At 53.7% G+C, this 26,747-nt stretch carries 24 protein-coding genes and 1 tRNA gene; 4 read left to right on the top strand and 21 right to left on the bottom strand.

The genetic code is table 11. The features are described from left to right. Positions 1–21 precede the first annotated feature (21 nt). From P9J64_09910 to gluQRS, 21 genes are all read right to left on the bottom strand, one after another. On the bottom strand, positions 22–1,146 hold the full coding sequence (locus P9J64_09910; protein MDG5468629.1) for a Nif3-like dinuclear metal center hexameric protein: 1,125 nt from the start codon (positions 1,144–1,146) through the stop codon (positions 22–24). Between the two features lie 125 nt (positions 1,147–1,271). Then, positions 1,272–1,347, bottom strand: a tRNA-Ile gene (locus P9J64_09905). A gap of 117 nt (positions 1,348–1,464) precedes the next feature. Further along, positions 1,465–3,228, bottom strand: a complete 1,764-nt coding sequence (gene rpoD / locus P9J64_09900) for an RNA polymerase sigma factor RpoD (protein ID MDG5468628.1) — start codon at positions 3,226–3,228, stop codon at positions 1,465–1,467. Positions 3,229–3,314: 86 nt separating this feature from the next. Continuing rightward, positions 3,315–5,099, bottom strand: coding sequence for a DNA primase (dnaG, locus tag P9J64_09895; protein MDG5468627.1), 1,785 nt, complete (start codon positions 5,097–5,099; stop codon positions 3,315–3,317). After that, the gene (locus P9J64_09890) at positions 5,099–7,456 is read right to left on the bottom strand and encodes an endonuclease MutS2 (GenBank protein MDG5468626.1); all 2,358 of its coding nucleotides are present in this window, start codon (positions 7,454–7,456) and stop codon (positions 5,099–5,101) included. The genes dnaG and P9J64_09890 overlap by 1 nt, the downstream gene beginning before the upstream one ends. Before the next feature lie 32 nt (positions 7,457–7,488). Continuing rightward, a complete protein-coding gene (locus tag P9J64_09885; protein ID MDG5468625.1) occupies positions 7,489–7,971 on the bottom strand; it encodes a CvpA family protein in 483 nt (160 codons plus the stop codon). A gap of 21 nt (positions 7,972–7,992) precedes the next feature. Then, positions 7,993–8,436 carry a GatB/YqeY domain-containing protein gene (locus P9J64_09880; GenBank protein MDG5468624.1) on the bottom strand — a complete coding sequence of 148 codons (444 nt, stop codon included), beginning with the start codon at positions 8,434–8,436 and terminating at the stop codon, positions 7,993–7,995. A 112-nt stretch (positions 8,437–8,548) separates the two neighbouring features. Beyond that, positions 8,549–8,875 (bottom strand): phosphoribosyl-ATP diphosphatase, encoded by a 327-nt coding sequence (locus P9J64_09875; GenBank protein ID MDG5468623.1) that lies wholly within the window; start codon positions 8,873–8,875, stop codon positions 8,549–8,551. A 116-nt stretch (positions 8,876–8,991) separates the two neighbouring features. Continuing rightward, on the bottom strand, positions 8,992–9,759 hold the full coding sequence (hisF, locus tag P9J64_09870) for an imidazole glycerol phosphate synthase subunit HisF (protein ID MDG5468622.1): 768 nt from the start codon (positions 9,757–9,759) through the stop codon (positions 8,992–8,994). A gap of 109 nt (positions 9,760–9,868) precedes the next feature. Further along, positions 9,869–10,597, bottom strand: coding sequence for a 1-(5-phosphoribosyl)-5-[(5-phosphoribosylamino)methylideneamino]imidazole-4-carboxamide isomerase (gene hisA, locus P9J64_09865; GenBank protein ID MDG5468621.1), 729 nt, complete (start codon positions 10,595–10,597; stop codon positions 9,869–9,871). Then, positions 10,598–11,221 (bottom strand): imidazole glycerol phosphate synthase subunit HisH, encoded by a 624-nt coding sequence (hisH, locus tag P9J64_09860; protein MDG5468620.1) that lies wholly within the window; start codon positions 11,219–11,221, stop codon positions 10,598–10,600. It lies immediately after the preceding gene. A gap of 29 nt (positions 11,222–11,250) precedes the next feature. Beyond that, positions 11,251–11,841, bottom strand: a complete 591-nt coding sequence (gene hisB, locus P9J64_09855) for an imidazoleglycerol-phosphate dehydratase HisB (GenBank protein MDG5468619.1) — start codon at positions 11,839–11,841, stop codon at positions 11,251–11,253. A gap of 184 nt (positions 11,842–12,025) precedes the next feature. Further along, entirely contained in the window at positions 12,026–13,321 is a 1,296-nt protein-coding gene (gene hisD / locus P9J64_09850) for a histidinol dehydrogenase (protein MDG5468618.1), read from the bottom strand. Between the two features lie 24 nt (positions 13,322–13,345). Further along, complete coding sequence (hisG, locus tag P9J64_09845) at positions 13,346–14,008, bottom strand: ATP phosphoribosyltransferase (protein ID MDG5468617.1); 663 nt, start codon at positions 14,006–14,008, stop codon at positions 13,346–13,348. Positions 14,009–14,099: 91 nt separating this feature from the next. After that, positions 14,100–15,353: a UDP-N-acetylglucosamine 1-carboxyvinyltransferase gene (murA, locus tag P9J64_09840; protein MDG5468616.1), complete on the bottom strand. Its 1,254-nt coding sequence runs from the start codon at positions 15,351–15,353 to the stop codon at positions 14,100–14,102. Between the two features lie 76 nt (positions 15,354–15,429). Then, on the bottom strand, positions 15,430–16,281 hold the full coding sequence (prmC, locus tag P9J64_09835) for a peptide chain release factor N(5)-glutamine methyltransferase (GenBank protein ID MDG5468615.1): 852 nt from the start codon (positions 16,279–16,281) through the stop codon (positions 15,430–15,432). Positions 16,282–16,298: 17 nt separating this feature from the next. Next, the gene (gene prfA / locus P9J64_09830) at positions 16,299–17,366 is read right to left on the bottom strand and encodes a peptide chain release factor 1 (protein MDG5468614.1); all 1,068 of its coding nucleotides are present in this window, start codon (positions 17,364–17,366) and stop codon (positions 16,299–16,301) included. Positions 17,367–17,431: 65 nt separating this feature from the next. Beyond that, entirely contained in the window at positions 17,432–18,118 is a 687-nt protein-coding gene (gene thyX, locus P9J64_09825; protein MDG5468613.1) for an FAD-dependent thymidylate synthase, read from the bottom strand. Between the two features lie 135 nt (positions 18,119–18,253). Further along, positions 18,254–18,457 carry a 50S ribosomal protein L31 gene (rpmE, locus tag P9J64_09820; protein ID MDG5468612.1) on the bottom strand — a complete coding sequence of 68 codons (204 nt, stop codon included), beginning with the start codon at positions 18,455–18,457 and terminating at the stop codon, positions 18,254–18,256. A gap of 156 nt (positions 18,458–18,613) precedes the next feature. Beyond that, positions 18,614–19,861 (bottom strand): transcription termination factor Rho, encoded by a 1,248-nt coding sequence (gene rho, locus P9J64_09815; GenBank protein ID MDG5468611.1) that lies wholly within the window; start codon positions 19,859–19,861, stop codon positions 18,614–18,616. A 454-nt stretch (positions 19,862–20,315) separates the two neighbouring features. Next, positions 20,316–21,236, bottom strand: a complete 921-nt coding sequence (gene gluQRS, locus P9J64_09810) for a tRNA glutamyl-Q(34) synthetase GluQRS (protein ID MDG5468610.1) — start codon at positions 21,234–21,236, stop codon at positions 20,316–20,318. A gap of 453 nt (positions 21,237–21,689) precedes the next feature. On the opposite strand from gluQRS, the gene P9J64_09805 reads away from it, so the two are divergent. The 4 genes from P9J64_09805 (at position 21,690) to P9J64_09790 (ending at position 26,721) form a co-directional block, all read left to right on the top strand. Beyond that, entirely contained in the window at positions 21,690–22,118 is a 429-nt protein-coding gene (locus tag P9J64_09805; protein MDG5468609.1) for an Rrf2 family transcriptional regulator, read from the top strand. A gap of 413 nt (positions 22,119–22,531) precedes the next feature. Next, a complete protein-coding gene (locus P9J64_09800) occupies positions 22,532–23,518 on the top strand; it encodes a DmsE family decaheme c-type cytochrome (protein MDG5468608.1) in 987 nt (328 codons plus the stop codon). Positions 23,519–23,572: 54 nt separating this feature from the next. Next, complete coding sequence (locus P9J64_09795) at positions 23,573–25,750, top strand: MtrB/PioB family outer membrane beta-barrel protein (GenBank protein ID MDG5468607.1); 2,178 nt, start codon at positions 23,573–23,575, stop codon at positions 25,748–25,750. Between the two features lie 8 nt (positions 25,751–25,758). Further along, on the top strand, positions 25,759–26,721 hold the full coding sequence (locus P9J64_09790; GenBank protein ID MDG5468606.1) for an ABC transporter substrate binding protein: 963 nt from the start codon (positions 25,759–25,761) through the stop codon (positions 26,719–26,721). The last annotated feature ends 26 nt before the right edge of the window (positions 26,722–26,747 follow it).

Genomic DNA, 26,747 nt, shown 5'->3' with positions numbered 1-26,747 from the left:
CCTTTTCCCACGAATACGGGGTTAGTAAAACCGGAAAGGATCCTCTTCTCCGGTGTAAGCCTCAAAAGCAACCCCCCAATTCAGTTGCCTGGCCGCCGCCTGCAGCGACTGTGTTACCTGTTCAATCATCAGCTGTTCTGTAGCAAAATGCCCGGCATCGATCAATGCTATGCCAAGCTCTTCAGCTTGACGGGCTTCATGATATTTGACATCACCCGTGACCAGAACATCAGCGCCCTGTCTATGAGCAGTTTGCAGCAGGAACGCGCCGCTACCACCACAGAGCGCGACCTTGCGGACCGGCATCTGGTCTGCACCGATCAAGCGCAGGTGATCACAACCGAGAGATTCCTTAACCCTGGCAGCGAACTCGCCCAAGCTCACCGACTGTGCCAACCTGCCGATCCGACCCAAACCTGCACCAGGGACCTGATTTTGCAGAGGCAACAAATCGTAAGCAACTTCTTCGTAGGGATGGGCTTTTTGCATTTTTTCCAAAACACGTAGCAGCTTACGTTTGGGAATAATCGTTTCGAGGCGAACTTCCTCGGCTTTTTCTCTTTGCCCAACCGTACCGATATAAGGCTGTGTTCCAGCCCCGGGACGAAACGTCCCTTCACCGCTGCTACGGAAAGAGCACTGATCGTAAGCACCTATCTGTCCGCCACCCGCTGAAAAGAGAGCATCGGCAATGGCGTCTTCGTGGCCAACAGGGACGAAGACAACCAATTTCAGGTAATCGCCGGCAACCGCTTGCAAAGGAATAGCCTGTTCGACCCCCATTTTCTGAGCCAACCAGCTATTCAGACCATCGACGGCGCAGTCCAGGTTGGTATGGGCACTGATAATGGCGACGTCATCACGGACCGCGGCCCAAAGGGCTTTTCCAACAGCATCATCAGGGGTTAGACGCTTGACCGGTTTAAAGAGCAGAGGGTGATGAGTGACAAGAGCCTGAGCGCCTGCATCGCGAGCAGCTTCAACCGCTTCAAGACCAGGATCCAGGGCGACCATGACCCGGTCCAGAGCCCTGCCCGGGTCGCCGACCTGCAGACCGACATTGTCCCAATCTTCAGCCAGCTCAGGAGCATAAAGCTTATGAATAAGCCCGACCAGATCCTGTATGCGCTGTCCCTGCTTAACCATTTATTCCTATCCGTTTGATCTATGGCCTCACGTAAAAAGAGTGCAGCCTGGTTTTTGGCTGCACTCTTTTTAACTCTGAAGATCTATGTTGAACCAATACATCTCAATCATGGTTTTCTGGCGGGTGGTGGGCCCACCAGGGTTCGAACCTGGGACCGACCGGTTATGAGCCGGTGGCTCTTCCAACTGAGCTATGGGCCCGCAAGAGTTTAAGTCAAAAGCATATGTTGCGTAATCTGATCTGATAAACACCTTCCAGTGCCCGGGTTCTTTTCTAAACAACACGTCTCAGCAACCCCGCTCGCCTCTGGCAAACGACTAGTTGTTGCTGTTTGTCTCCATAAAGCTCTTCAAACGTTTTGCCCGGCTCGGATGACGCAACTTGCGCAGAGCCTTGGCTTCGATCTGGCGAATACGCTCGCGGGTAACGGCAAAATCCTGTCCAACCTCTTCGAGAGTATGGTCAGATTTTTCGCCAATACCAAAACGCATACGTAAAACCCGCTCTTCACGGGGGGTCAGAGTGGCCAACACCTTGGCCGTCTGATCCGAGAGGTTGCCCTTGATGACTGCCTCAAGAGGCGAGACAACACCTTTGTCTTCGATAAAATCACCCAGAGAGGAATCTTCCTCCTCACCGATTGGCGTTTCGAGGCTGATCGGTTCCTTGGCAATCTTCAGCACCCGGCGAACCTTTTCCAGTGGCAGCTCCATGCGCTCAGCGATCTCTTCGGGAACCGGCTCGCGGCCAATTTCCTGAACCAGCTGGCGGCTGGTGCGGATCAGCTTGTTGATCGTTTCGATCATATGGACAGGGATACGGATGGTGCGAGCCTGGTCAGCAATAGCGCGGGTAATCGCCTGGCGAATCCACCAGGTGGCATAAGTCGAGAACTTGTAACCACGTTGATACTCGAACTTATCGACGGCCTTCATGAGGCCAATGTTGCCTTCCTGGATCAGGTCGAGGAACTGCAAGCCACGATTGGTATATTTCTTGGCAATAGAAACGACCAGGCGAAGGTTGGCTTCGACCAGTTCGGTCTTGGCCTGCTTGGCTCGCCACTCGCCTTTATTAACTTCCTTGAGAGACTCAAGCAGCTCCTCAGGAGCAAACCCGGACTCTTCTTCGACCTTGGCAAACTTGCGCTCCGTACCCTTGAGGCGTTTTTCAACGACCAGGAGGGTATCCATTGGTCGGTTGAGTTCCTCGGCTACGGCGCGGGCATCGTTTTCACTCTTACGCATCTTGCGCAGAAGCCTGACGCCTTCTGCGTAAGGACGCCCGAGAGCTTCCTCGCAGGCCTTGACCTCTTGCTTGGCTTTTTTTACCTGCTTGGCAAGTTCTTTGAGCCGGTCGACGATTTTTGCAATCTGGTAATCCTTGAGGCGGACCTGGTTCATCAGATCGCCCATTTCCACTTTCAGGAATTCCATCTCTTTATCGAGAGGCTTACGAGCCGTTTTGGTTGCCCCAGCAGCCTCATCACGCAGCTCCATGAAGCGATCATAGCGCACCTTGATCTCGGCGATCAGGGCAACCACGCGTTCACGATGGCGCTCTTCCGCCTCGGCGCCCTCTTCTTCGTCATAGTCCTTGGTGATTTCAGCGATGCTGATCTGGCCTTTATGGTGGCGCTCACCCAGGTTAACAACTTCCATAAACGCGATCGGTGTTTTGACGATGACACGTGCGACCAGTGCCTCACCCTCTTCGATGCGCTTGGCAATCTCAACCTCACCCTCGCGGGTAAGGAGCGAGACCTGGCCCATTTCACGCAGATACATACGGACGGGGTCGCTGGTGCGGCCCATCACGTCTGCGTCAAATTCCGGTTCGTCGTCGCTATCATCGCTATCGGAAGAGTCACTTTGCTTTGCCTTGGTTGCCGTCGCCTTTTGTTCCGACTCAACCACTTCGATATCCATTTCTCCGAACATGGTCATGACATCTTCAATCTGTTCAGAAGAAACCATGTCGGCTGGCAGAATATCATTGACCTCCTCGTAAGTGAGGAAACCCTTTTCCTTACCGAGATCAATCAGCTGTTGAACTTCTTCAATACTGGTTTTCTTGGCCATCAAAACTCCCCCGCAGGATGCTCATTCGAAGCTGGCACCGGCATTTTTTGGACAAGCTTTGGATTATATGGACAATCTTGTATTTATCAAAGCTTTTTTTTAAGTTTCTGGTTGATTTCCACACGCTCACGCAAATACTTTGTCAATCCTGCTTCATCATTGTTGTTGCGCGCCTCGTCTTCGAGGCTGGAAATCTCTTTCAGCCGCCTTTTCAAAGCGTAGTTGCTGGCAGCCCGGCGACAGTCGGTAAAAATCTTGTCCGCGTTATCTGCCCAATCACCAGCTTCTTGAAAAGTCAGGCTGGTCAACAAGGATTGCTGGTCTGCATCAAGAGCCGCATCAATCAAATCGTCGGGCAGGTTGCCCTGCTCATCTTCCCGACTCAGCAGATAATCGGCAAGTTCCCGATAAAGATCGTCAATGAAGAGGTCAGATGTCCCTTCCTGGCGGACCAGGCGGCGCTGTTGATCATCCATCAACATCAAGCGTAGCAGGTATTTCTGGGTCTGCCCTGTCTCGGCAGCAGGTTTTCGCACCGGGTTCGATTGGGCTGGAGTTCGACCTTGCTTCAATGCTGGCACGCCACCACGAACCTTCGACTTGAGCAGCTCAACATCGAGGCCGGTTAGCTCTGCCAGACGCTTCACATAGAGGCTGCGTTCAAGGTCTCCCGGCAGACGCTTGATGCGTTCCAGAACCTGTTCTGCTGCCCGCGCACGACCTTCAACACTCTCATCATTGACGCGCAGCTGATCTTCGATGAAGACCTCCAGAACCGGACGCGCGGCATCCAGGCAAAGGCGAAAGCCTTCCTCGCCTTTCTCCTTGAGCAATGAATCAGGGTCCTCGCCGACAGGCATGGTGACCACGCTGACCGACAATCCCGCCGGCACAAGGGCATCCATGGCGCGAAAAGTTGCCTGCCGACCGGCCGCATCTGCATCGAAGATCAGCAGGATCTTGTCAGCATACCGTTTCAGCAGCCGGGCATGATCAGCGGTCAGGGCTGTGCCACAGGTCGCCACCGCGCCGGGAAAACCAGCTCGATGCAGCGCGAGGACATCGAAGTAGCCTTCGACCACCAACGCCTCGCCACTGTGTCGCATGGCATCCCGCGCCTGATAGAGGCCATAAAGAGTCTGTCCCTTGTGATAAACAGCTGTTTCAGGGGAATTGATATACTTGGGCAGGCTGTCATCCAGAACGCGACCGCCGAAGGCAACCATCCTCCCCTGCAGATCATGAATCGGGAAGAGCAGACGATTGCGGAACAGATCATAATCTCCGCGCTCCTGCTTGCCGGGCCGCACCAGGCCAGCCTTTTGAGAGTCCTCACTGGAGAAGCTTTTTCCGGCCAGATGCTTTGCCAGCGATTCCCAACCGCCCGGTGCAAAACCCAACTGAAAAGTCCGTACGATTTCACTTTCGTAGCCGCGCTGGCGCAGATAGCGCCGACCGGGGGCGCCCTCTTCATCAGTCAGAAGCAGCTGCTGATAGAATTCGCCGGCAACCTCGTTGATGCGCAAGATCCGTTCGCGCTCATCGCGGCGCCGCACCTCTTCGGGAGAAACGGCTTCTTCCTCGACTTCGACACCGACCTTTTCACCGAGCCTGCGCACGGCATCGGGGAAACTCAGCCCCTCCATGCGCATCAAGAAAGAGAAGACGTTGCCACCGACTCCGCAACCGAAACAGTGAAAGATCTGCCGGGCCGAATTGACATTGAACGAGGGACTCTTTTCCTGGTGGAAAGGACAGAGACCCTGGTGATTAACACCAGAACGCTTGAGAGGCAGATAGCTCGAAACGACCTCAACAATATCGGTCCGTTCGCGAATCTCATCAATTTTTTCGTCTGCAATACGTCCCATCAGTGTCGCAACTCCACTATTGTTACGTTATCTCCGCCCTGCTCAGCAGCAGCGGCCTGAAAAATCGCCACCTCTTTACGTCCGGCCAAAAACTCCCGGACAGCCCTGCGCAGTATCCCCTGGCCGGAGCCATGCACAATCTCCAGATTCAGCTCGCCGTGCAGCAAGGCGTCATCAAGAAAACGATCAAGCATGAGGCTGGCATCCTCGACCCGCTTGCCAACCAGAACCAGGCGCGGCAGGAAAGCCTTACGCTCGACGCGGTCGCGAATCTTCGGTGTGACCTTCTGTTGTGACACGTAGCGTCTCGGCTGAAACTGGCGTAATGCTGACAGCGGCTGACGCAACTTTTTACCACCAGCGAGCAACTCCACCCGGGAGCCATCAACAGCGACAACTTCAGCTTCAACCCCGAGGGCGGGCACATAGAGCTTCTCACCGGAGACAACGTCTTCGGGGACCTGCTCAGGCCCCACCGGGAGAGGTTGCGGTAAAGTTTCATGCAGGGCCCTGACTGCACTCGTCAATTCTGCGCGCTGTTTCGGCTGAGCACTGTCCTTCGGAGCCTGGCGGAAAAGCTCCTGCAGGCGCTCTTCAGCAGAGGCCAGCAAGCGAACACCCTGTTGGCGTGCATCATCGAGAATTAGCGTGCGCCTGGACTCAATATCACCCAGCTCTCGGCGTGCTTTTTGAGCATCCTCTTCAGCATGAATCTTCAGCCGTTGGGCAACTAACAGCTCCTCGTCCAGAGTTGCTCGCAAAGTCTGCAGCCGTTCAATAATGGCCACACCTTCCCGTTCCCCTTGTCCCAGGTACTCTTCTGCTGCGCTTAAGAGCTTCCCCGGCAACCCGATCCTCCGGGCAATGGTAAAAGCATGGCTGGCCCCGGGAATGCCGTAGTGGAGGCGATAGGTTGGCTGCAGGGTTTCGGCATCAAACTCCACGGCGGCGTTTTCCACCCCGGCTTCGAGCTGAGCGTAGCCCTTGATGATATGCAAATGAGTCGTCGCCATCACCCGCGCATCGAGATCGCGCAAGCAGTCAACCGCCGCCAGAGCCAGAGCCGAGCCTTCACCGGGATCGGTGCCGGTACCCAACTCGTCCATCAGAACCAGGCTCCGGCTATCCGCTTCCTGCAGGATGTGACGCAACCGCAGCAGATGTCCGGAAAAGGTTGAAAGACTCTCTTCGACACTCTGCTCATCACCGATATCCGCCATCACCGGGGCGAAGGGGAAAATTCGGCTGCCTGGCGCACAGGGGATCGGCAAACCGGCACGCACCATCAAGACAAGCAACCCGGCCGTCTTGAGCGTCACCGTTTTGCCGCCGGTGTTCGGCCCGCTGATAATCAGGGAGTGACACTCCTGTGGCAAGCGCAGATCAACGGGCACCACGCTCGGGGCCTCAAGATTATTTATCTTCGCCGCAACCAGCAAGGGGTGACGGGCATCGTGCAGCAAGAGAGAAGGTTCTTCTTCCAGCACCGGAACAATCGCCTCGAGCTCGACGCTCAGACGTGCAATAGCCTGGCGCAGGTCAAGGCGAGCCAGAATAGCCTGGTTCTCTGCCAGAGGCTTTCGAACCTCACGCACACTGGCAGTCAGTCTGGCCAGGATGCGTTCTTCCTCACGACTGATCTTGTGCAACAGGGTCTGAACCCGGTTGTTGTTTTCTAAAGTCGCTGCAGGCTCAACATAGAGGGTCTGACCACTGGCAGAGATGTCGTGCACAAAGCCCTTCAGGCGACCGCTGTGATCCGCCCGCACCGGGACAACATAACGGCCGTTGCGATCAGTAATCAACGATTCCTGAAAAACACCCTGCAATCCGTCGTCCTGCAGCAACCGATCCAGTTGACGCTTGACGCGATTACGCTCCCCCTTGAGGCCATCTCGCAAATCGGCCAATTCGAAAGAAGCCGAATCAAGAATTTCAGCCCGCGGACCGATGCTGCGTCGGATCTCGGCAGCAAGGTCAGGGAACGGGGTCAAGCGTCTCGCAAAGCCTTGAAGAGAGGGGCAGACTTCACTTTTTAGAAGTTTTTGTCGACACGCCTGGGCGGCCTCGAGGGCCGCCTGCACATCACGCAAGACCTCGGCCTCCAGGCGCAGACCTTCTGTCTTCAGGCGCGCCAGGTGGGGCAGGAGGTCATCTCCGGAGCCAAGAGCTAAAGGCCCATCTTCCTGAAGTAGCTGAGCGGCCTCCTTTGCTTCACACAGAGCCTCTTCGATCCTGGGACGCTCATGAAGAGGGTAAAGGTCCTCTGCCAGGGTTCGACCGTAGGTTGTCTGGGTCTTAGCCACCACCAGCTTGACGACCTTGGCAAACTCAAGTTGCACCAGGCTGTCTGCCATGGTTTTTTCTTTGGAAGCTACTTTCTCCGCTGTCATTTCAATACGCGCTGGCTCCCCTCCAGTGCAGCATTACCCAGCTCTACAAAAGGTGGCGCCAGGGAAGCTTCTTTCATTGACTGATCCAGGCCCCAGGGCATGGGACGTAACGAGAGGGCAAAGAGCACCACGGCCAGCAACAAGACCCCTTGGCACAAACCGAAGACGCCACCGAGCAATCGGTTGAAACCGCCAAGAAAGAGCAACTTGATAAACCGTGAGAGCAGGAAACCAAGGACGACGAAAAACACCATGGTCACCAAAAACAGAACGGTAAAGGTAATGGCAACAGCAATTTGAGCAGGCAGGTCGACCGACTTCAGCAGAGCATCGGCCAAAGGCCCATGATAGCGAAAAGCCAGAAAGGCACCGACAAAAAGGCCTGCCAAAGAACAAACTTCCTTGAGCAGGCCGCGCAGCAACCCCTTCAGCAAAAAGCCGCAGAGGATGACAAGGATGGCAATATCAATGCCGTTCATATAAGAAACAGCTCCTTTGGCTTACCCCGCCAGAAGTTTGCGAACCAGGTTGCTGACCAGTTTACCATCGGCTCGACCGGTGGTTTGTGGGGTAACCAGTTTCATAACCGCACCCATATCCTTCATGGAACCAGCACCACTTTCGGCGACCGCCTTGGCCACCAACGCCTCAATCTCGGCCTCGCTCAACTGAGCCGGCAGAAACTCCTGCAGGATCACGACTTCCAACTCTTCCTTTTCAGCCAGCTCCGGGCGCGTTTCGCGGTAGGCTTCCGCTGCCTCCCGCCTCTGCTTGACCAGGGTCGAAAGAACCTTGATCGCAGCGGCCTCATCAAGCTCCTGACGCGTGTCTATCTCAACGTTCTTCAAAGCGGTACGGGCCATACGAATCGTGGTCAGACGCAAGCTGTCTTTCGCCTTCATCGCCACCTTCATCGCATCAAGCAATTGATCCTGGATACTCATTCCTTGCTATCTCCTTAAAGCTTTTAAGTATAGGGCCTGGCAAAAGCCTTACCACAGAGACACAGAGGGCTCAGAGAATTTGATGAGAAGAGCCCCTTAATTGCCAAAAGTGTCAGCTTTTACGACTGGCTTTTTCTTTCAGACCGGACAGGCCGAAACGGCGCTCCAGCTCTGCATAAATTTTTTCAGGGGGCAAATCGTAATAACTCAGCAGCACCAGGGTATGGAACCATAAGTCGGCCACTTCACTGACCACTTCGTCGACCTCGCCACCCTTACCGGCCACAGCAACTTCCGTAGCCTCCTCACCGATCTTGCCGAGAATCTTATCAAGGCCTTTAGCGTAAAGTGATGCCACGTAGGATTTTTCAGACGGATTCTGCTTACGATCCTGGACCACCTGGTAGACGGCAGCCAAAATATCGTTACGTTCTTTCATAATTTGAACCCTTTTTGTTCACCACGAAGGACACGAAGCCCAGAGAGTAAAGCTTTTAAAAACATTTTTTAAGTTTTCTTCGTGCATTTCGTGCTCTTCGTGGTTCATCAATAATCTTAAAGTCTCACGGGCACATCATTTTTCTTGAGATATTCCTTACATTCCCCAATCGTGTACTCCCGAAAATGGAAAATGCTTGCCGCAAGGGCCGCACTGGCAGCGCCCTCAACCAACCCTTCACGAATATGTTCAAGATTCCCCACGCCACCTGAAGCGATCACCGGGATTTCGACACGATCACTGACCGCGCGGGTCAGGGGGATGTCATAACCATCCTTGGTGCCATCACAATCCATGGACGTGAGAAGAATTTCTCCGGCGCCATAGTCAGCCATCCGTTCCGCCCATTCCAGGGCGTCAATTCCGGTCGGGTTACGGCCACCATGAGTGTAGACTTCCCACGCCAGCGGGTCACTGTCCGGCACTCGACGGGCATCGATCGCCACAACGATGCACTGCGAGCCAAAACGCTCAGCTGCTTCGCGAACAAACTCCGGGCGATGCACGGCAGCCGTGTTAATCGAAACCTTATCGGCTCCGGCGTTAAGCAGGTTGCGAATGTCTGAGACTTCGCGCACCCCGCCGCCTACGGTCAGCGGCATGAACACCCTCTCAGCGGTCTCGCGAACCACATCGAGGATGATATTGCGCTTGTCGCTCGAGGCGGTGATGTCGAGGAAGGTCAGCTCGTCGGCGCCCTGCTCACAGTAAGCCTCAGCGGCTTCAACCGGGTCTCCGGCGTCGCGCAGGCCGACAAAGTTGACCCCTTTGACAACCCGGCCGTCCTTAACGTCGAGGCAGGGAATAATTCGTTTTGCTAGCATTGGTTACCAATCATTTCAAAATCGTTTACCACGAAGAACACTGAGAAAAACCTTAACAATAGTGGAGCTCGTCTTTGTTTCACTTCGTGGCCTTCAATTTCTTCGTGTTTCAATTGTTTTTGGTTAAGGCCACAGCTTCACGCAAATCAATGGCACCAGAATAAATCGCCTTGCCGGTGATCACTCCGGTCACCCCGGAGGACTCAATCGCTATCAAACGGCGGATATCATCAAGAGTCGAGAGGCCACCTGAAGCGATCACCTGGATATTGATTGACTCGGCCAGTGCCCTGGTCGCCTCGATATTCGGCCCCTGCATCATGCCGTCGCGGGCAATATCGGTATAGATAATCGCCTCGACACCAAAGCCTTCCATCTCCTTGGCCATCTCGGTTGCTTTTTTCTCAGTGACATCTGCCCAGCCGCGTATCGCCACCAGGCCGTCCTTGGCGTCGATGCCGACCACGATCCGGCCCGGAAAATTCTTGCAGGCTTCTTCGACCAGCGACGGCTTCTCCTTGGCGATTGTTCCGAGAATCACCCGGTCGATACCCAACTCCAGATAGGCTTCAATGGTCTGCATATCACGGATACCACCCCCCAGTTCCGAAGGGATGTCGATAGCATCGACGATCGCCTTGATCGCCTCTTTATTCTTCGGCACCCCGGCGAAAGCACCATCCAGATCAACGATGTGCAGCAGTTCGCCACCCTGGTCCTGCCAGATGCGCGCCTGCTCGCCGGGGTTGTCGTTGTAAACAGTATCCTTATCCATCAAGCCCTGCTCCAGACGGACACAGCGGCCTTCCTTGAGATCAATTGCCGGGAGAATGATCATTTACAGCTCTCCAAAATTCTTAAATATGTTCAGGCCGATGTCCTGGCTCTTCTCGGGATGAAATTGGGTGGCCATAAGGTTGTCACGCCAGATTGCAGCACAAAACTCGATCTCACCGTAGCGACAGCTCGCCGCCACATCATCCTGATTATCGGCAGAGCAATAATAGGAATGCACGAAATAGACGTAGCTGCCTTCGGCAGTGCCCTTAAAAATCGGGGCGTCTTGCTTGATCTGAATAGTGTTCCAGCCCATATGGGGCACCTTGAGGCGCTCGCCAGCCTCTTCCATTCCTGCCGGGAAGCGAACCACTTTGCCGGGGACCAGCCCCAAACCCTGATGACGACCAAACTCTTCACTCTCATCAAAGAGCATCTGCATACCAACACAGATACCGAGCAACGGCTTGCCAGCCGCTACATGCTGCAGCAACGGCTCGACGAAACCGCCGGCACGCAGATTGTTGATGCAATCGCGGAAAGCGCCGACACCGGGCAGAACGATTTTGTCCGTATGCTCAAGGTCTGCGGGGTTGCTGCTGACCCTGGCTGCATAGCCAAGCTTTTCAAAAGCTTTTTCGACGCTGCGCAGGTTCCCCATTTCATAATCGATGATCGTGATCATTCTTTGTTCCTAATCGTACTTGCCCATCTCTACTCAAGAGAGCCCTTTGAAGAAAGGACTCCTTCAATACGGGAGTCAAACTGGGTTGCATCATCAAGAGCTCGTGCAAAGGCCTTAAAAACCGCTTCGACAATATGATGCAGGTTGTCGCCATAAGCCAGGTTCACGTGCACATTGGCACCGGAGTGGTTACAGAAGGCGGTAAAAAACTCTTCGACCAGCTCCAGTTCGAAGTTACCAACCTGCGCTTTCGGCAGGGGCACATTGAAGACCAGGAATGGACGCCCCGAGAAATCGAGGATAACCGCTGCCAGCGCTTCATGCATCGGCATGGTCCCTCGGCCGTAACGACGGATCCCGGTCTTGTCACCAAGCGCTTTTTTGAAAGCTTCACCGAGACAGATCCCGACATCCTCAACCGTATGGTGGGCATCTATCTCCAGGTCGCCTTTTGCGTCGAGTTGCAGATCGAAAAAACCGTGGCGAGCGATCTGGGTCAGCATATGATCGAAGAAAGGCACTCCGGATTCAACCTGGTGCTCCCCGCGACCATCCAACTCGAGAGTTAATTTAATGCTGGTCTCTTTGGTACTACGATTAATCGTAGCTGTCCTTGCCATGGGTTCCTCCATCAGAAATTGACTGACTTGCTTTTGCCTCTTTTACAACCAACAATAATCTTGGCGTTTTGCACCACGAAGGACACGAAGAACGCGAAGAAAGCCTGCTAAGGTTAATTTTATCTTCGTGGTCTTAGTGCTCTTCGTGGTTAACAGACCAACAAACTCGTACAGTACTTTATGATCAGTTTTTATCAAGCCGAATCGAAACTGATCTGGCATGAGCTTCCAGCCCTTCAAGCTCGGCAATTTTAACAATATCCGCACCCAACCGATTCAGCCCTTCAGCGCTGAAGGAGATCAAGCTCGATTTTTTGACGAAGTCTTCTGTACCAAGCGGCGAGAAGAAACGCGCCGTGCCACCGGTTGGCAGGGTGTGGTTCGGCCCGGCCAGATAGTCACCGGCAGCTTCCGGGGTGTTGTGGCCGAGGAAGACCGCACCGGCATGTCTTATCTTCGGCAGTAGTTCAAAGGACTCATCAACCGCAAGCTCAAGGTGCTCTGGAGCAATTTTATTACTGAAGGCAGCCGCTTCATCCAGATCACGGGCAAGGATAATTGCGCCGAAGTTATCGATCGACTGACGGGCGATGGCTGCACGTGACAGCTCCTGAAGCTGAGATTCCAACTCCGCGGCAACTTGCCGACCAAAAGTTTCGTCGGTCGTAATCAGCAGAGCCGCAGCCAACTCATCATGCTCGGCTTGCGAGAGCAGGTCCGCGGCAATGTGCGCGGGGTTGCCACTGCCGTCGTTGATGACCAGAATTTCACTCGGTCCGGCAATCATGTCGATGTCGACCGTACCGAACACCAGACGTTTGGCCGTGGCCACAAAAATATTGCCGGGCCCGGTAATCTTGTCGACCTTCGGAACCGTCTCCGTGCCGTAGGCAAGAGCCGCCACAGCCTGGGCACCACCCAGCTTGAAAATTCTGTCGACGCCTGCAACATGGGCGGCTGTGAGCACGTAGGGATTAACCACTCCGTCAGGCATCGGTACGACCATGATAATCTCGCCGACTCCGGCCACCTTGGCCGGCACCGCGTTCATCAGCACCGATGAGGGGTAAGCAGCCTTGCCGCCCGGCACGTAAATTCCGACACGGTCAAGTGGAGTCACCATCTGCCCCAAACGGATATCAGGTTCGTCGTCGGAGAGCCAGGTCTCTTCTTTTTGCTTGGCGTGGAAAGCTGCAATCCGATCGGCAGCCAGCTGCAAGGTTGCCAGGGTTTTGCTATCGACGGCGGCAAGAGCCTGCGCTATCTCATCAGCAGAGACTTCGAGAGTTGCAGCCTCCAGCTTGAGACGATCAAAGCGCTCTGTATATTCAAAAAGCGCTGCGTCGCCTCGTTTCCGGACATCGTTAAGGATCTCCTGAACCGTTTCAAGCACTCCGGGCGGTGTGGACTCGCCACGCTCACTGATCTCGCGAAAGTTTTCAGCAAAGCCGGCATCTGAAAAACGCAGAAACCGAATCATGGTTATCTCCTTGGGGCGGTCAGGTCAGCCGGAAATACGTGGGCCATTTTCGATGACTTTTTCCAAGTCTTCGATCAATTTGGAAATCCGGCGATGCTTGGTTTTGAGACTGGCACGATTCACAATCAGGCGGCTGGTGACTTCGGCAATCGTTTCCACCTCTACCAGGCCATTCTCGCGCATGGTCCCGCCGGTCGACACCAGGTCAACAATACGCTCGGTCAGGCCGACCAACGGTGCAAGCTCAATCGATCCGTACAGCTTGATGACCTCGACCTGGACACCTTTTGCGGCGAAATATTTTTCTGTCATATTGGGGTATTTACTAGCCACCCGAATATTCGACCAGCCGGCGGGATCATCATCCTGACACAGTTCTTTGGGCTCTGCCACCACCAGGCGACAGTAACCAAATTGAAGGTCGAGCGGCTCGTAGAGATCTTTATCCTGCTCCAGCAGAGTGTCTTTCCCGACCACACCAATATCAGCGCAGCCCTGCTCGACATAGGTCGGAACATCCTGGGAGCGCACAGCCATGAAACGCAATTTATCGTCACGATTTTCAAAAACCAGCTTGCGACCAGGATCATCCATTTCCGGACAGGTGATGCCAATTTTGGCAAACAGCTCCATGGAGTCCTGCATGATACGCCCTTTAGGCAGGGCGAAGGTCAAATAGTCATTCATATTTTAATCCAGTTGGTGACGGGCTGTAATCAACAGAAGGTTCGACAACTACTCAGTGTACCTAGTGAGTGCCATCAAAGTCACTTTAATTTTATCCCGGGACGCGTTCAATATCCGCACCCAGACTGCGGAACTTCTCTTCCAGGTTTTCATAACCGCGATCCAGGTGATAGATGCGGCTGATCTCGGTGGTATTGTCCGCAGCCAACCCGGCGAGCACCAGACTGGCGCTGGCACGCAGGTCGGTCGCCATGACCGGTGCGCCATGTAAAGCCGAGACCCCTTTAACGGCAGCGGTATGACCTTCGATAGAGATGTCTGCACCCATCCGCTGCAGTTCGCTGACGTGCATGAATCGATTCTCGAAAACCGCTTCGGTAATCATGCTGGTGCCGTTACCGAGGGACATCATCGCCATGAATTGAGCTTGCATATCGGTCGGAAAACCCGGATGCGGCTGGGTCTTGATGTTAACTGACTGAATCTCCTGCGGCCCTTCAACCCAGAGGGTTTCCGGCGTCGCTGCCACCGTTGCGCCAGCTTCTTCAAGCTTGCTGAGCAGCGCCTCCATATGTTCGGCACAACCACCTTTAACGCCAACCCGGCCGCCGGTCATGGCAGCCGCCACCAGGAAGGTTCCGGCCTCGATGCGATCGGGCATCACCTGGTAATCCATCGGCGAAAGATCGTCAACGCCCTCGATCGTTATGGTATCGGTGCCGGCGCCCTCGATAGAGGCACCCATACCCTGCAAGGCGTTGGCAAGATCAATAATTTCCGGCTCACGTGCAGCATTCTCAAGAATCGTGGTGCCCCGGGCAAGAGTCGCCGCCATCATCAGATTTTCAGTGCCACCAACGGTCGGCACATCAAAGTGGATGCGGGCTCCTTCCAGGCGGGCAGCGCTGGCCTCGACGTAACCGTTCTCAAGATGAATCTCTGCGCCCATGGCTTCGAGTCCCTTGAGATGCAGGTTAATCGGCCGCGCGCCAATAGCGCAACCGCCGGGCAGGCTGACCCGAGCTTTACCATAACGAGCCAGCAGCGGGCCAAGAACCAGAACCGATGCACGCATGGTACGCACCAGTTCATAAGGAGCTTCCATGCTGTTGATCTGCTCGGTCGCAATTTTCAAGGTGCCGTTACTGCTATCCACCTCGGCGCCAAGCTCTGCCAGTAATCGCTCGGCAGTCGTGATATCACGCAGACGCGGGAGATTCCCCAACCGATGCGGCCCGGGAGAGAGCAATGTGGCAAAAAGGAGCGGCAAGGCAGCGTTCTTGGCTCCGCTCACAGCAACCTCGCCGGACAGTCGTTTGCCACCATGTATGATCAACTTATCCAAAGTTTCTTACCTCTTGTAATCTATTTACCACAGGGCCCGCAGAGGGCTCGAAGAAAAGGGCTACGCGACCGAAAGGTTAAAGCTTTTTACGCCCCGCGACAACCCGGGGAATGCCAGCATAGTCATCACGAGATGAGATCTCGGCAAGACCGGCCGCCTCGAACAGAGCGACAACGTCTTCGGCCTGACCTATACCAACCTCAACCAGCAACCAGCCCCCCGCAAGGAGTATCTCCCCGGACTGGGACGTAAGCTGACGATAAGCGGTTAAACCATCTTTGCCACCATCGAGAGCCAGACGAGGCTCATGGTCACGAACCTCCGTCATCAACTGCTCACAATCCGCAGTCGGGATATAGGGTGGGTTACTCACCACCATTGCAAAGGGGCCAGGTGGCAGCTCGGCCAGGTCACCGGCAAGACAGCTCACTCGCTCTGCCACCCCGTTGCGTTCGGCGTTGCCACGAGCCACGTGCAGGGCCTCTTCACTGCAATCAAGAGCCGTAACTTGAATTTCTGGCTTTTCGTGAGCCATAGCGACCGCGATAGCACCGCTGCCCGTACCGACATCGAGAAGATGAACAGGCCCTTCGATCCGCGACAAAGCTTCCTCGACCAGAACTTCCGTATCCGCGCGCGGCACCAGAACTGCCGGACTGACCGTGAAAGGCAAAGACCAGAACTCTGTTTCACCAAGGATATACTGAACCGGCTCGCCTTTGGCGCGCCTCTGTACCTGTTCGCGAAAAGCCGCCAACTCAGACGAATCAAGCGGACGTTCAAAATTGACATAGAGGCCGACCCGGTCCAGGTCAAGCGTGGCCGCCAACAGCAGCTCCGCTTCCAGACGTGCGGAAGCGATCTCCTTGCCAGTAAAATAATCTGCCGTCCATTGCAGAATTTTGAGAACCGTCCAACGCTCAGTCAAGCGAACTCCCTGTGCAATCAGCTGTCCTGCCCGGCCATCAATTCGGCCTGGGCATGGGTCGTCAAGGTGTCGATAACTTCATCAAGATCACCCTGCATGATGGCTTCAAGCTTGTAAAGCGTCAGGTTAACGCGGTGATCCGTACAGCGTCCCTGAGGAAAGTTATAGGTACGGATCCGCTCGGAGCGATCACCGCTGCCCACCTGGCTCTTGCGATCAGCGGCCATCTTCGCGTGCTGCTCAGCCTGCATGGCATCAAGAATTCGCGACTTCAGAACCTTCATCGCCTTGGCTTTATTTTTATGCTGGGATTTTTCATCCTGGCAAGCAACCACAACCCCGGTCGGGACGTGCGTTATCCGCACAGCCGATTCGGTCTTGTTGACGTGCTGCCCGCCGGCTCCGGAGGCCCGGTAGAGGTCAATACGCAGATCGGAGGGATCAATATCGACTTCAACATCATCCGCTTCCGGCATCACCGCTACGGTACAAGCCGAAGTATGAATCCGCCCCTGGGCCTCGGTTTCCGGAACCCGCTGTACCCGGTGGGTGCCGCTCTCATATTTAAAACGTGAGAAAACCCCTTTACCGCTGACCAGGGCGATCACTTCCTTGTAACCACCCGCTTCCGATTCAGCCGTACTGAGAAGTTCCACCTTCCAACCCTGGTGGTCGGCATATCGGCAGTACATGCGAAAAAGGTCACCGGCAAACAGAGCCGCTTCATCACCACCGGTACCGGCGCGGATTTCAAGAACGACGTTCCTCTGGTCATTCGGATCCTTGGGCAGCAGCATGAGTTTGAGTTGCTCCTCAAGCTCAGTTAGTTCAGTTTCGAGCTCTGAGACGTCTGCGTTCGCCATTTCGCGAACCTCTGCATCCGGATCCTTAAGAAGCTCCTGGCTAGCGGCAATTTCCTCTCTGATACGACAGCAACGTTCGTAATCTTTAACGACATCAATCAGCTCAGAGTGCTCTATGGTCAGTGCACGATAACGGTTCTGATCGTTCAACACCGTTGGGTCAGAGAGCAAGCCCTCTACCTCGCGAAAACGGTCAGCGACTTCTTCAAGTTTATTCAGCATGGGGATCTGTCATCGTTCTTGATGTTGAACCTGGCATTATCAAAAATCACAGGTTCAGGGTTGATTTACAGTTGCCAATACTCTTCACGAACGGCTTTGATCTCACCGCAGGTCATAGCACCTTCAGGGCAAGGCCGCTTCAGACATCCGGGGCCGGCCTCAGCAAAGAGAAGAGATGAAGCCTCTCGTGCCAACTGCAACATTTCTTTGGCCAGCGCCTGAATCTCCCACTGGGCCCGGCGACAGCAACGCAGCGCGAAGAAATGATGTAGCTCGCGGGCATTCATGGTCATCACCAGCTTGGTAGATGCCGCGTTGGGCAGTACGAAGCGGGCATCCTCAGCGGGAACACCTACATCCATCAGGTCTCTGTAGAGCTCGTGAGTAACCTGCATATGCGTTTCAAAACGTTTTAGCAAAGACTGGTGTTCGCGAATACTCTCGGGGACGATTAATTCGAACTGCTGTTCATGAGAAACATAACGCTGGCTCTGTTGCGAAAATGAGGCGATTCGATGTCGCACAAGCTGGTGGGAGCAGGCGCGGCTGATACCTTCAATACCAAAGGTGAAAGATGCGTGTTCAAGGACCGAGAAGTGGCCTAGTTCAAGGATCTTCTGCAACATCTTGGCGATCTGTTCTGGTGCCTGACCAAGCAATTGCTCAATGGAAGATTCGGAATAGCAAAGCCGCGCGGCAGCTGCAACGACCTGTTCAGGAATAGGAGTGTGTGACAGAAGTTGGACGTGCATGGCCTTCGTTTCCAAATAAGACCGCGTCGTCCGGTGAACCGGGCCGTGTCCCGGAACGGGACGCGGAAGAGATTGTGCCGGCGAACCCGGCAGCAAAAATAAAGGGACGACCCAACAGGGCCGCCCCCCAGAACTCTAGTCTTTCTTTTCGTACCTCTTGCGGAAACGCTCGATCCGACCGGCGGTGTCCATCAGCTTCTGCTTGCCGGTGTAAAAGGGATGGCAAGACGAGCAAATTTCCGTCGTAATGTCGCCCTTGGTCGATTTGGTCTCAAATGAATTACCACAGTGACAAGTAACCGTGGATGGCTCGTAACTCGGGTGGATACCTTCTTTCATCGTTCAACTCCTATTGACCTGGCTTGGTACAGGTCGCGGATTTAGTGGGCCTTAAAGGCCTTAAAAGAGTGATTTGATACCACTATTTATAAGCAATTGCAACTTTTTCCGATGATCTGTCACCGGAAGCAACAATGAGCTTAAGCAGAATCAAGCTTAGCGGTTCATGCTATCGAGAAATTCCTGGTTAGTCTTGACGTCACTGAGTTTGTCGCGCAGGAACTCCATACTGTCAACCACGTTCATCGATGAAAGGACTTTGCGTAGCAGCCAGATGCGCTGCAGGCTCTTTTCGTCAACCAGGAGTTCTTCACGACGGGTTCCGGATTTATTAATGTCGATCGCTGGAAAGGACCGCTTTTCGACCAGACGACGGTCAAGATGCAGCTCCATATTGCCGGTGCCCTTGAACTCTTCAAAGATGACTTCGTCCATCTTGCTACCGGTATCTACCAGAGCCGTGGCGATGATCGTCAAACTGCCACCTTCTTCAATATTACGGGCCGCACCGAAGAAGCGCTTCGGCTTGTGCAATGCGTTGGAATCGACACCACCGGAAAGGATCTTGCCGGAAGGCGGCACAACCGTATTATAGGCACGCGCCAAGCGGGTAATAGAGTCGAGAAGGATAACAACATCACGCTTATGCTCGACCAGCCGACGGGCCTTCTCGATGACCATCTCGGCAACCTGGACGTGACGGGTAGCAGGCTCGTCAAAGGTCGAGGAGATGACCTCGCCATTGACCGTGCGCTGCATGTCAGTGACTTCCTCGGGCCGCTCGTCGATCAAAAGGACGATCAGGTAGACTTCCGGATGATTGGCTGTAATCGAGTTGGCAATGTTCTGCAACAGAACCGTCTTACCGGTCCTCGGTGGGGCAACAATCAGGGCACGTTGGCCCTTGCCAACCGGTGAAACCAGATCGATGACTCGAGCCGAAAGGTTGTCCGGTTCGCTTTCCAGAATCAGGCGCTCGTCGGGATAGAGAGGCGTCAGATTATCAAACAGGATCTTTTCACGAGCAACGGCCGGGTTCTCGAAGTTGACCTCGGCGACCTTAAGTAGAGCGAAGTAACGTTCGCCTTCTTTCGGCGGCCTGATCTGGCCGGACACGGTGTCACCGGTCTTCAGGCTGAATCGTCTAATTTGAGAAGGAGAAACGTAAATATCGTCGGGCCCTGGCAGGTAATTAGCGTCAGGAGCACGCAGGAAACCAAATCCATCGGGAAGGATCTCAAGAACCCCCTCTCCAAAAATAGCTCCATTCTTGGCTGAGGTCGTGTTGAGAATAGCGAAGATCAGGTCCTGCTTGCGCAGACCTGAAGCCCCTTCGACGCCAAGGTCCTTGGCAATCGCCGAAAGGTCGGCAATCTTCTTTTCTTTCAATTCCTTCAGGTTCATCGGTTCTCCTTGATAGTCTACCGGCTCAGAATAGCGCACAGCTTACAACGGCAAAAGGTTGCCGCGATCGCCGCTTGGTTCATTTGTTAATGTAAGAGGTCTTGTTCTCCGAGTTTTCTGGTCCGAAATGATTATGATGTGTTGGCAGGTTATCTTTGCGAGCCATTAATTTTGTGCAGCCCACGCATATATTTTCAATAATTTCTAATAGGTTTGAGGTCAGTCCGTACTCATAGGTTGGAAGCTATATGAAAGGAAAAATAATTATCTCAGGCAACTGATTAGGCAGGCAGCGCTCTCTTTCGATAAACCTATTTACCGGCTTTTCACCGGTCTGTCAATGGCTTAGGTGATTTTTTTTCATCGCCTCGAGCCAACCCTCTACTCTTTGCACGGCTCTTTTGCACGAATAAAACGATCGCCGACAGCCTTCAGCAGAAGAGGCCAAAGCCCTCTACAAGACTTCTTCATCGACGCCAACACCCTCATTGGCCGCCGGAATGTTTCGAGGCTCAAAGTTTTTCACCGCCCAGGAGAGAAGCTCTGCAGGAGGAGCGCCGTGCACTTCCTTAGGGATTGTTTGACCGAGCAGGGAGAGCGACAGAGAGATCAACGCTGACGCCCTGAACTCATAGTCAAGCTCTGCCGAGCCGTGACGCTTGCTGATTTTTTTGCCGTTACTGCCCAACACCATCGGCAGGTGAACATATTTCGGCACAGGGTTGCCGAGACAGGCATGCAGAAAAATCTGTCTTGGCGTTGAAGAGAGAAGGTCGGCGCCGCGCACGACCTGGTTGATGCCGGCGGCGGCATCATCGACAACCACCGCCAACTGATAAGCAAAGAGGCCGTCAGCTCGCCGGAGGATAAAATCGCCCACCGAATCGGCCAACACCTGCTGTACCCGGCCAAATACACCGTCCGAAAATGACACCTGCTCCTGCGGCACTTCAATCCGTAGCGCACGCGGTTTGCGGCCGACAGCTAGTCCTCTGCGGCAGGTGCCGGGGTAGATGGGGCCTTCTTCACCAGGATGAGGAGCACTCAGGATAATTTCTTTACGTGTACAAGCGCAGTCAAAGACCAGCCCTTTATCCCGCAACGTCTCCACGGCGGCAAGATATGCCTCGTTGCGCTGACTCTGCCAGACAACCTCTCCATCCCAATGCAGGCCCAACATCTCCAGGGAGGACAGAATCTCGTCGGCCGCACCTGGCACCACGCGAGGAGGATCAAGGTCTTCCATACGTAACAGCCACAAGCCACCTTCTCGGCGAGCCAGGCAGTAGCTACCGACTGCGGCGACCAGTGAACCAAAGTGCAATGGCCCGGTAGGGCTAGGCGCAAAACGCCCGACGACCTTTTCTGCAGACATCGTAGTCCTTTCATAAACCGAAACAGCTTTAGAACACCGGCATAATGCCTGTAGCGAAAAGGGACTGTCAATCCACAACAGTGGCTTTTTGCTCAGGGTTTTAATTGCAGGACGGTTCTATAACCCCAAAAAGTGTTTAACGCATAAGGTGCAAAGAGCGTAGAGGAAAAACGCTTCAAAGTTTTAAAGATGGCTCAATTCTGACTATTGCTCTCTCTGCGTCTCCGCGTCTTTGCATTAATTAGGTAGCCTGGGCTTGCCCTGCCTTTAGTTTTGGTTATAGAACCTTTTCAGGAAGGGAAAGACATCAGAAGTCGATCATCTTATATGCACGTCACTATTGATCTAAAGGACTTCCAGATTTAACATTCGCATTAAAGATTGACATGATTCATGAAGAACACTATTTTATTACAAATATTGTCAAGTATAGCTCTAGAAGAGGAAACAGTCTTGATTATTACTCGTGCAACAGAATATGCCATCCGCGCCATTCTTTACATGTCCCGCCAGCCCGCTGGTGAGATTATTTACAAGAAGGATATCTGCAAAGCACAGGAGATCACCCCGGCGTTTCTGACCAAGATCTTCCAACCACTGATCAAAGACGGTATCGTCGGATCTCAACGCGGTGTCGGTGGCGGCTTTTACCTGGCCAAGGAACCTGCTGAGATCACGCTCCTCGACATTATCAAATCCCAGGAAGGCCCGGTTTATCTTAACCAGTGCCTGATCGAAAAAGGTTCCTGCGAACGCGAGTTCTTCTGCCCGGTCCACGGTGCCTGGGCTCAGATTCGCAAAGAATTCATGGCCACCCTGTCACGCTATGACTTTGCCAGCCTGGCAGCACAGAAAAACGACCAACTCCCCGTTAGTTCTTAAACCTCGACCAAGTAGCTCACAGCAGACAAAAAAACCCTGGAGACCAGGAGGGCAAGTCTGCCAGGGCGAAGCGGGAAGCTGCGTCCAACTCCCCGGATGAATTTTGTAACTCTGCTTGTCTTCAAGTATACCTCGTCCCACGACAAGCACCAGCAACGCTCTTAAAGTTTTCCATATCTCTGTTATTTCAGATAGTTAATGAAAAAAACCTCTCTAAAAATCCGCCACCCATACTTTGCAAAAACCTAACTAAATAGCCTTAATCAGAGCAAGAGCCTTGATTTTAAAACAAAAAACCTCATAATGGGCTCATTTATTATGCTGGCTTTAGTAATGTCGCTTCGGGAATTCTTTTAATCTGTACACATAATCATGAAATTAAAGGTTCGGGATTTTTCATCAGGAGGTCTATCTTGAAACATCGAATACTGCTCTATCTGTTCCTGGCAAGTCTCTTCAGCGTCGCCTGTACCGACGTGGCCACCTTAAAGTCTTCTCAGCCGATTGCACCGGTCAGAGACTACGAAACCATCCTGGTTGGTGACCTGGAAGCCAACTACGTGGGCGACGAGAACTGTCTCGCCAGCTGCCACAAGCACGACAAAGTCTACTCGGATTTCAAACGTTCGATTCACGGTGACCAGATCTCGGAAGAGACCGGCCTGCCTCTGGTCAACTGTGAGTCCTGCCATGGCCCGGGCAGCAAGGCCATCGAACATGCTGCAGAGCAGAAGACCTGTGACATCAAAAGCCTGCTTCCGCTTACCGAGTTCCCCTCCCAAGCCAAATCAATGATTTGTCTGAAATGTCATTCGGCGGCGTCCACCCCGAACCTGAGCGGCTGGAATGCAAGTGTCCATGCAATGAATGATGTGAGCTGTTTTGACTGCCACAAGCTGCACAAGGGACCTCAGCAGAAAGTCAATCGCCACGAGCAGGAGGAACTCTGCACTGGCTGTCACACACAAGTTAAGATGGAGTTCTCCCAGTTCTCGCATCACCCGGTGCCGGAGCACAAGATGGCCTGCACCGACTGCCACGATCCGCACAACTCGACCAACAACAAAAACCTCAAAGGGATTACCACAAAGGCCCTATGCACCCGCTGTCACATGGAGTACCAGGGCCCGTTCGTCTATGAGCACGCTGACGTAACCGAAGAATGCACCAACTGCCACAGGCCTCATGGCTCTCCCAACGACCCGCTACTCGAAGTCGCCCAGCCCTTCCTTTGTATGCAATGCCACTCCGGGCATCAGGGCCGCTTGTCTCCCCAAGGGACACTCGACAACTCATCCATGAAGCAGGCGTTCTACAACAGGTGTACTGACTGCCACTCGTCGATCCACGGAACCGACGTTCCAACAGTCCATGGTCGTGGCACTTTCCTCTCGCGCTGACTGTAACCATTATCGACGAGAGGTCTTTTATGTATCGGAATCAAGGAGGTCATTGTGAACCCTTTTAAATACATTTTATTCTGTACGTCTCTTTTCGCTCTATCGCTTTCGTGTGGCGAAGCCATTGCCGACACCGGCGAAATTGCCGACGACCTGATGGTCTTTCAGGAAACAAAGGTAACCCTCGGCTACCAATCCTTCAGCCTCCGGGATGAACCGGGTCGTGCTGCTGAATATAGGAGCTTCTCTTCGAGCCCAACCTTTGGCTTGAACTATTTCAAAGACAACCAGTCAAGTCATTTCAGTGTCGATTCCAACTATCTCAGTGATGAAGACTTCAACGCTGAAGTCACACTCAACAAAGGGAGTCTATTACGGCTGAACCTGCGAACAGAGCGCTTCTATCACAACCTCGACCATATCCCATACGACAACGGCAACGTCGGAGACGGCTTCAACAGGAATCCAGATCATGCGCCCGTCAAAGGCAGTCGCCCTGACGGCGTGTTCAGCGGTCAAGTTCGAACCTACTACACGGATCAGGACCCGATGGCAGACTACGGCCAAAAGATCGACATCAACGAAGTGAAGGCCCGGGCAAAACTGCCGACCTACCCGGCCCACCTGAACCTGGCCTACTGGCAAATTGAAAAATCGGGTCAAAAGCAGATGCGCTTCGCGGACGAAAACTGCACCGGCTGTCACATGCAAAGCAGAACCCGCAAGATCGATCGCGTCACCAGGGAAATCAAGGGCAGCCTTGACGGCCACTTTGGCTACGTCGATCTCGAGGCGATAGCCCTTTACCGGGAATTCGAGGACCGGGAATCCATTCCCACGGACTTGTTCGGCGGCCATGGGCGCGGGAGGGCTTCCGGGGAGTATGAGCACACTGAGGACCCGGAATCCACCGTCAAGGAAGTGACTATCAATGCCAACACATCACCTTCTGGTGGTCTGGTCGCCAACACCAGCCTGACCATCGGCAAGCGTGAAAACGAATCGGACATCTCCTCCATCTACCCGATTAAAGCAGAGATGGATTACTGGAAAACCTCGACCAACGTGACCTACACCCCAAGCAAAACTTGGACGATCAACTTGCGGCATCGCTATCTGGACGTCGACAACGACAACAACAGTAGCTTCCCCGCCTCAGGTCACGGCACAAGCAACCCTAACGACCTTGAAGTTCGCGACTCGATCGATTTCACCAGGGCCTGGTACGAAATCATCAGCAACTACAGACCGAGTAACAGACTGACCGTCAAAGCCGAGTTGCGCCGGGAAGACATTGACCGCGACAACACCGACCTCCCTGAAGAACACCACAGCTCATTAACTAGCCCCGTTGAGATAAACAGCTCATGGCAACTCCCTGATGAAGAAAGCATCACCAAGCTGAAAATAGGCTTTCACAGCCGCCACCTGGAAAAATCCGCGCTCAAGCTCAGCGGCTGGGCCAGCCTTAGACACAGCGACGACCCTTCTTACGGCACATCGTTTTCTGACAGCTACGAACTTTTCCTCTCGTCGCGCTATGCACCTTCACCCTTTTGGGGGCTGAGTGCGTCACTAAACCTGCTGGACGAGAAAAACGATGACCGCACTGCCTTGCAGTTCGATGACAACAACCCTCCCAATGAATTTGCAAAATTCGACCTCGACCGCGACAGGACGCAGCAGAACGTCAGCCTGGGCGGCTGGCTGATTCCCACAGATGGCGTCTCGCTTGATTTCAGTTATGGCTACCTTGCCACCCAGACAGAACAGGACCTGCTTTTCGGCGCTCAGCCGAATACAGCACCTGGGGATGAGGCTCTAAACTTCACTATTGAAAATGAAGATGTCGAATACGAGCAAACGGTACACACCCTGTCGGCAGGTGCAAGCTGGCAGGCCCTAAAGAATCTCTCCTTTCGTGCAGAGGGATACCACATACGCTCAGAGGCCTATTACGAGCCTGACTTTGATACCGTTTCTCTTGATTTCACTCGATTTACACAATTTGGTCCTGTTGTTGTTCCGGGAACGGCTTCAAGCTCTGAGTTAAAAAGTATCAGCAAAATCGACATTCGACAGAACGGCATCAAGGCTCGGATAAACTGGCAGATCGACGACCAATGGTCTTGTGGTTTTGACGCTGCTTACGATGACTACGATGATAAGGACAGCAATATCTTCGATGGCTCGGTCATCTCTTATATGGCCAGCCTCTCACGAATTTGGTAGGGACTGTTATGAAACGCTTTGTGTTTAATATCATTCAAGTGACCCTCGTCTGCCTTGTCATCTCTGTTAGCTCGTCAGGGGTTGTCAGTGCTCAGCAAATCCTTGCCGCCATCGTCACCGCCGACCTGCCGCGCTACCAGGAAGTCCATGAGTCTATGGTCAAAGTCCTGCAGGCCGGCGGCTTCGGCGAAGACAAGCTAAAGATATTCAAGCAGAACCCCAATGCTGACAAGATGTCTTTAACCAACAGTCTCCGCCGCGCAGAAGCCGCAGGTGCAACGTTGGTTATCACCTACGGTTCTCAGGCGACCAGCCTCGCCAAAGAATCGCTAAAAGACACTCCTCTGCTGTTTGCCGATGTTTACGATCCTGTGTCGCTGGGGGTGGTAAAGACTCTCGCAGCTCCGGGCTCTGACGCCAGTGGCGCAACCAGTAAAACCGACCTTGGCTTAATGGTAGAGGCCCTTGTAGCAATCAAGCCAGTGAAGACAGTTGGAGTCCTCTATACAAAAGGGGAAAAGGGTTCTGAGCAACAGCTTGCAGAAATCAAGGAGCAAGGGAAGGCTTTCGGATTCAAGGTTGCAGCTGAGAATGCACGCAACCCTAAAGAAGCTCAAGCTCTCGGCAAAAAACTGTCCAGTGAGACTGAAGCTCTTTTTCTTACTGAAAGCATCTCGGTTGCCCTGCAGGCTTCAGCAATTATCACCTCCGCCCAAGCCAACAAATGTATAGTATTTTCACAAATTCCCGGTTTGGTGGAACAAGGAGCGTTAATCGGCATCGAAGCCGACCTGGACGAGCAGGGTAAACTCGTTGCCGTTCATGCCCTGCAGACGATGCAAGGCAAACAGGTCCACCTCCTGCCAGTCAGAGAAGCTAAAAAGGTTTCTCTTAAAACCAGTAAAGGGGCGGCTGCCGAACTGAGCTTAACCATCCCGGCAGAGGTAGCATCAAAAGCAAAGCTCATGTAGTATGGCGTGATTTAAATCTTCAGCAA

This window comes from Deltaproteobacteria bacterium IMCC39524 (genome assembly GCA_029667085.1).
Classification (GTDB): domain Bacteria; phylum Desulfobacterota; class Desulfuromonadia; order Desulfuromonadales; family BM103; genus M0040.
Note: the sequence above shows the minus strand (reverse complement) of the source record. Positions and strands in the feature narration are given on the sequence as shown.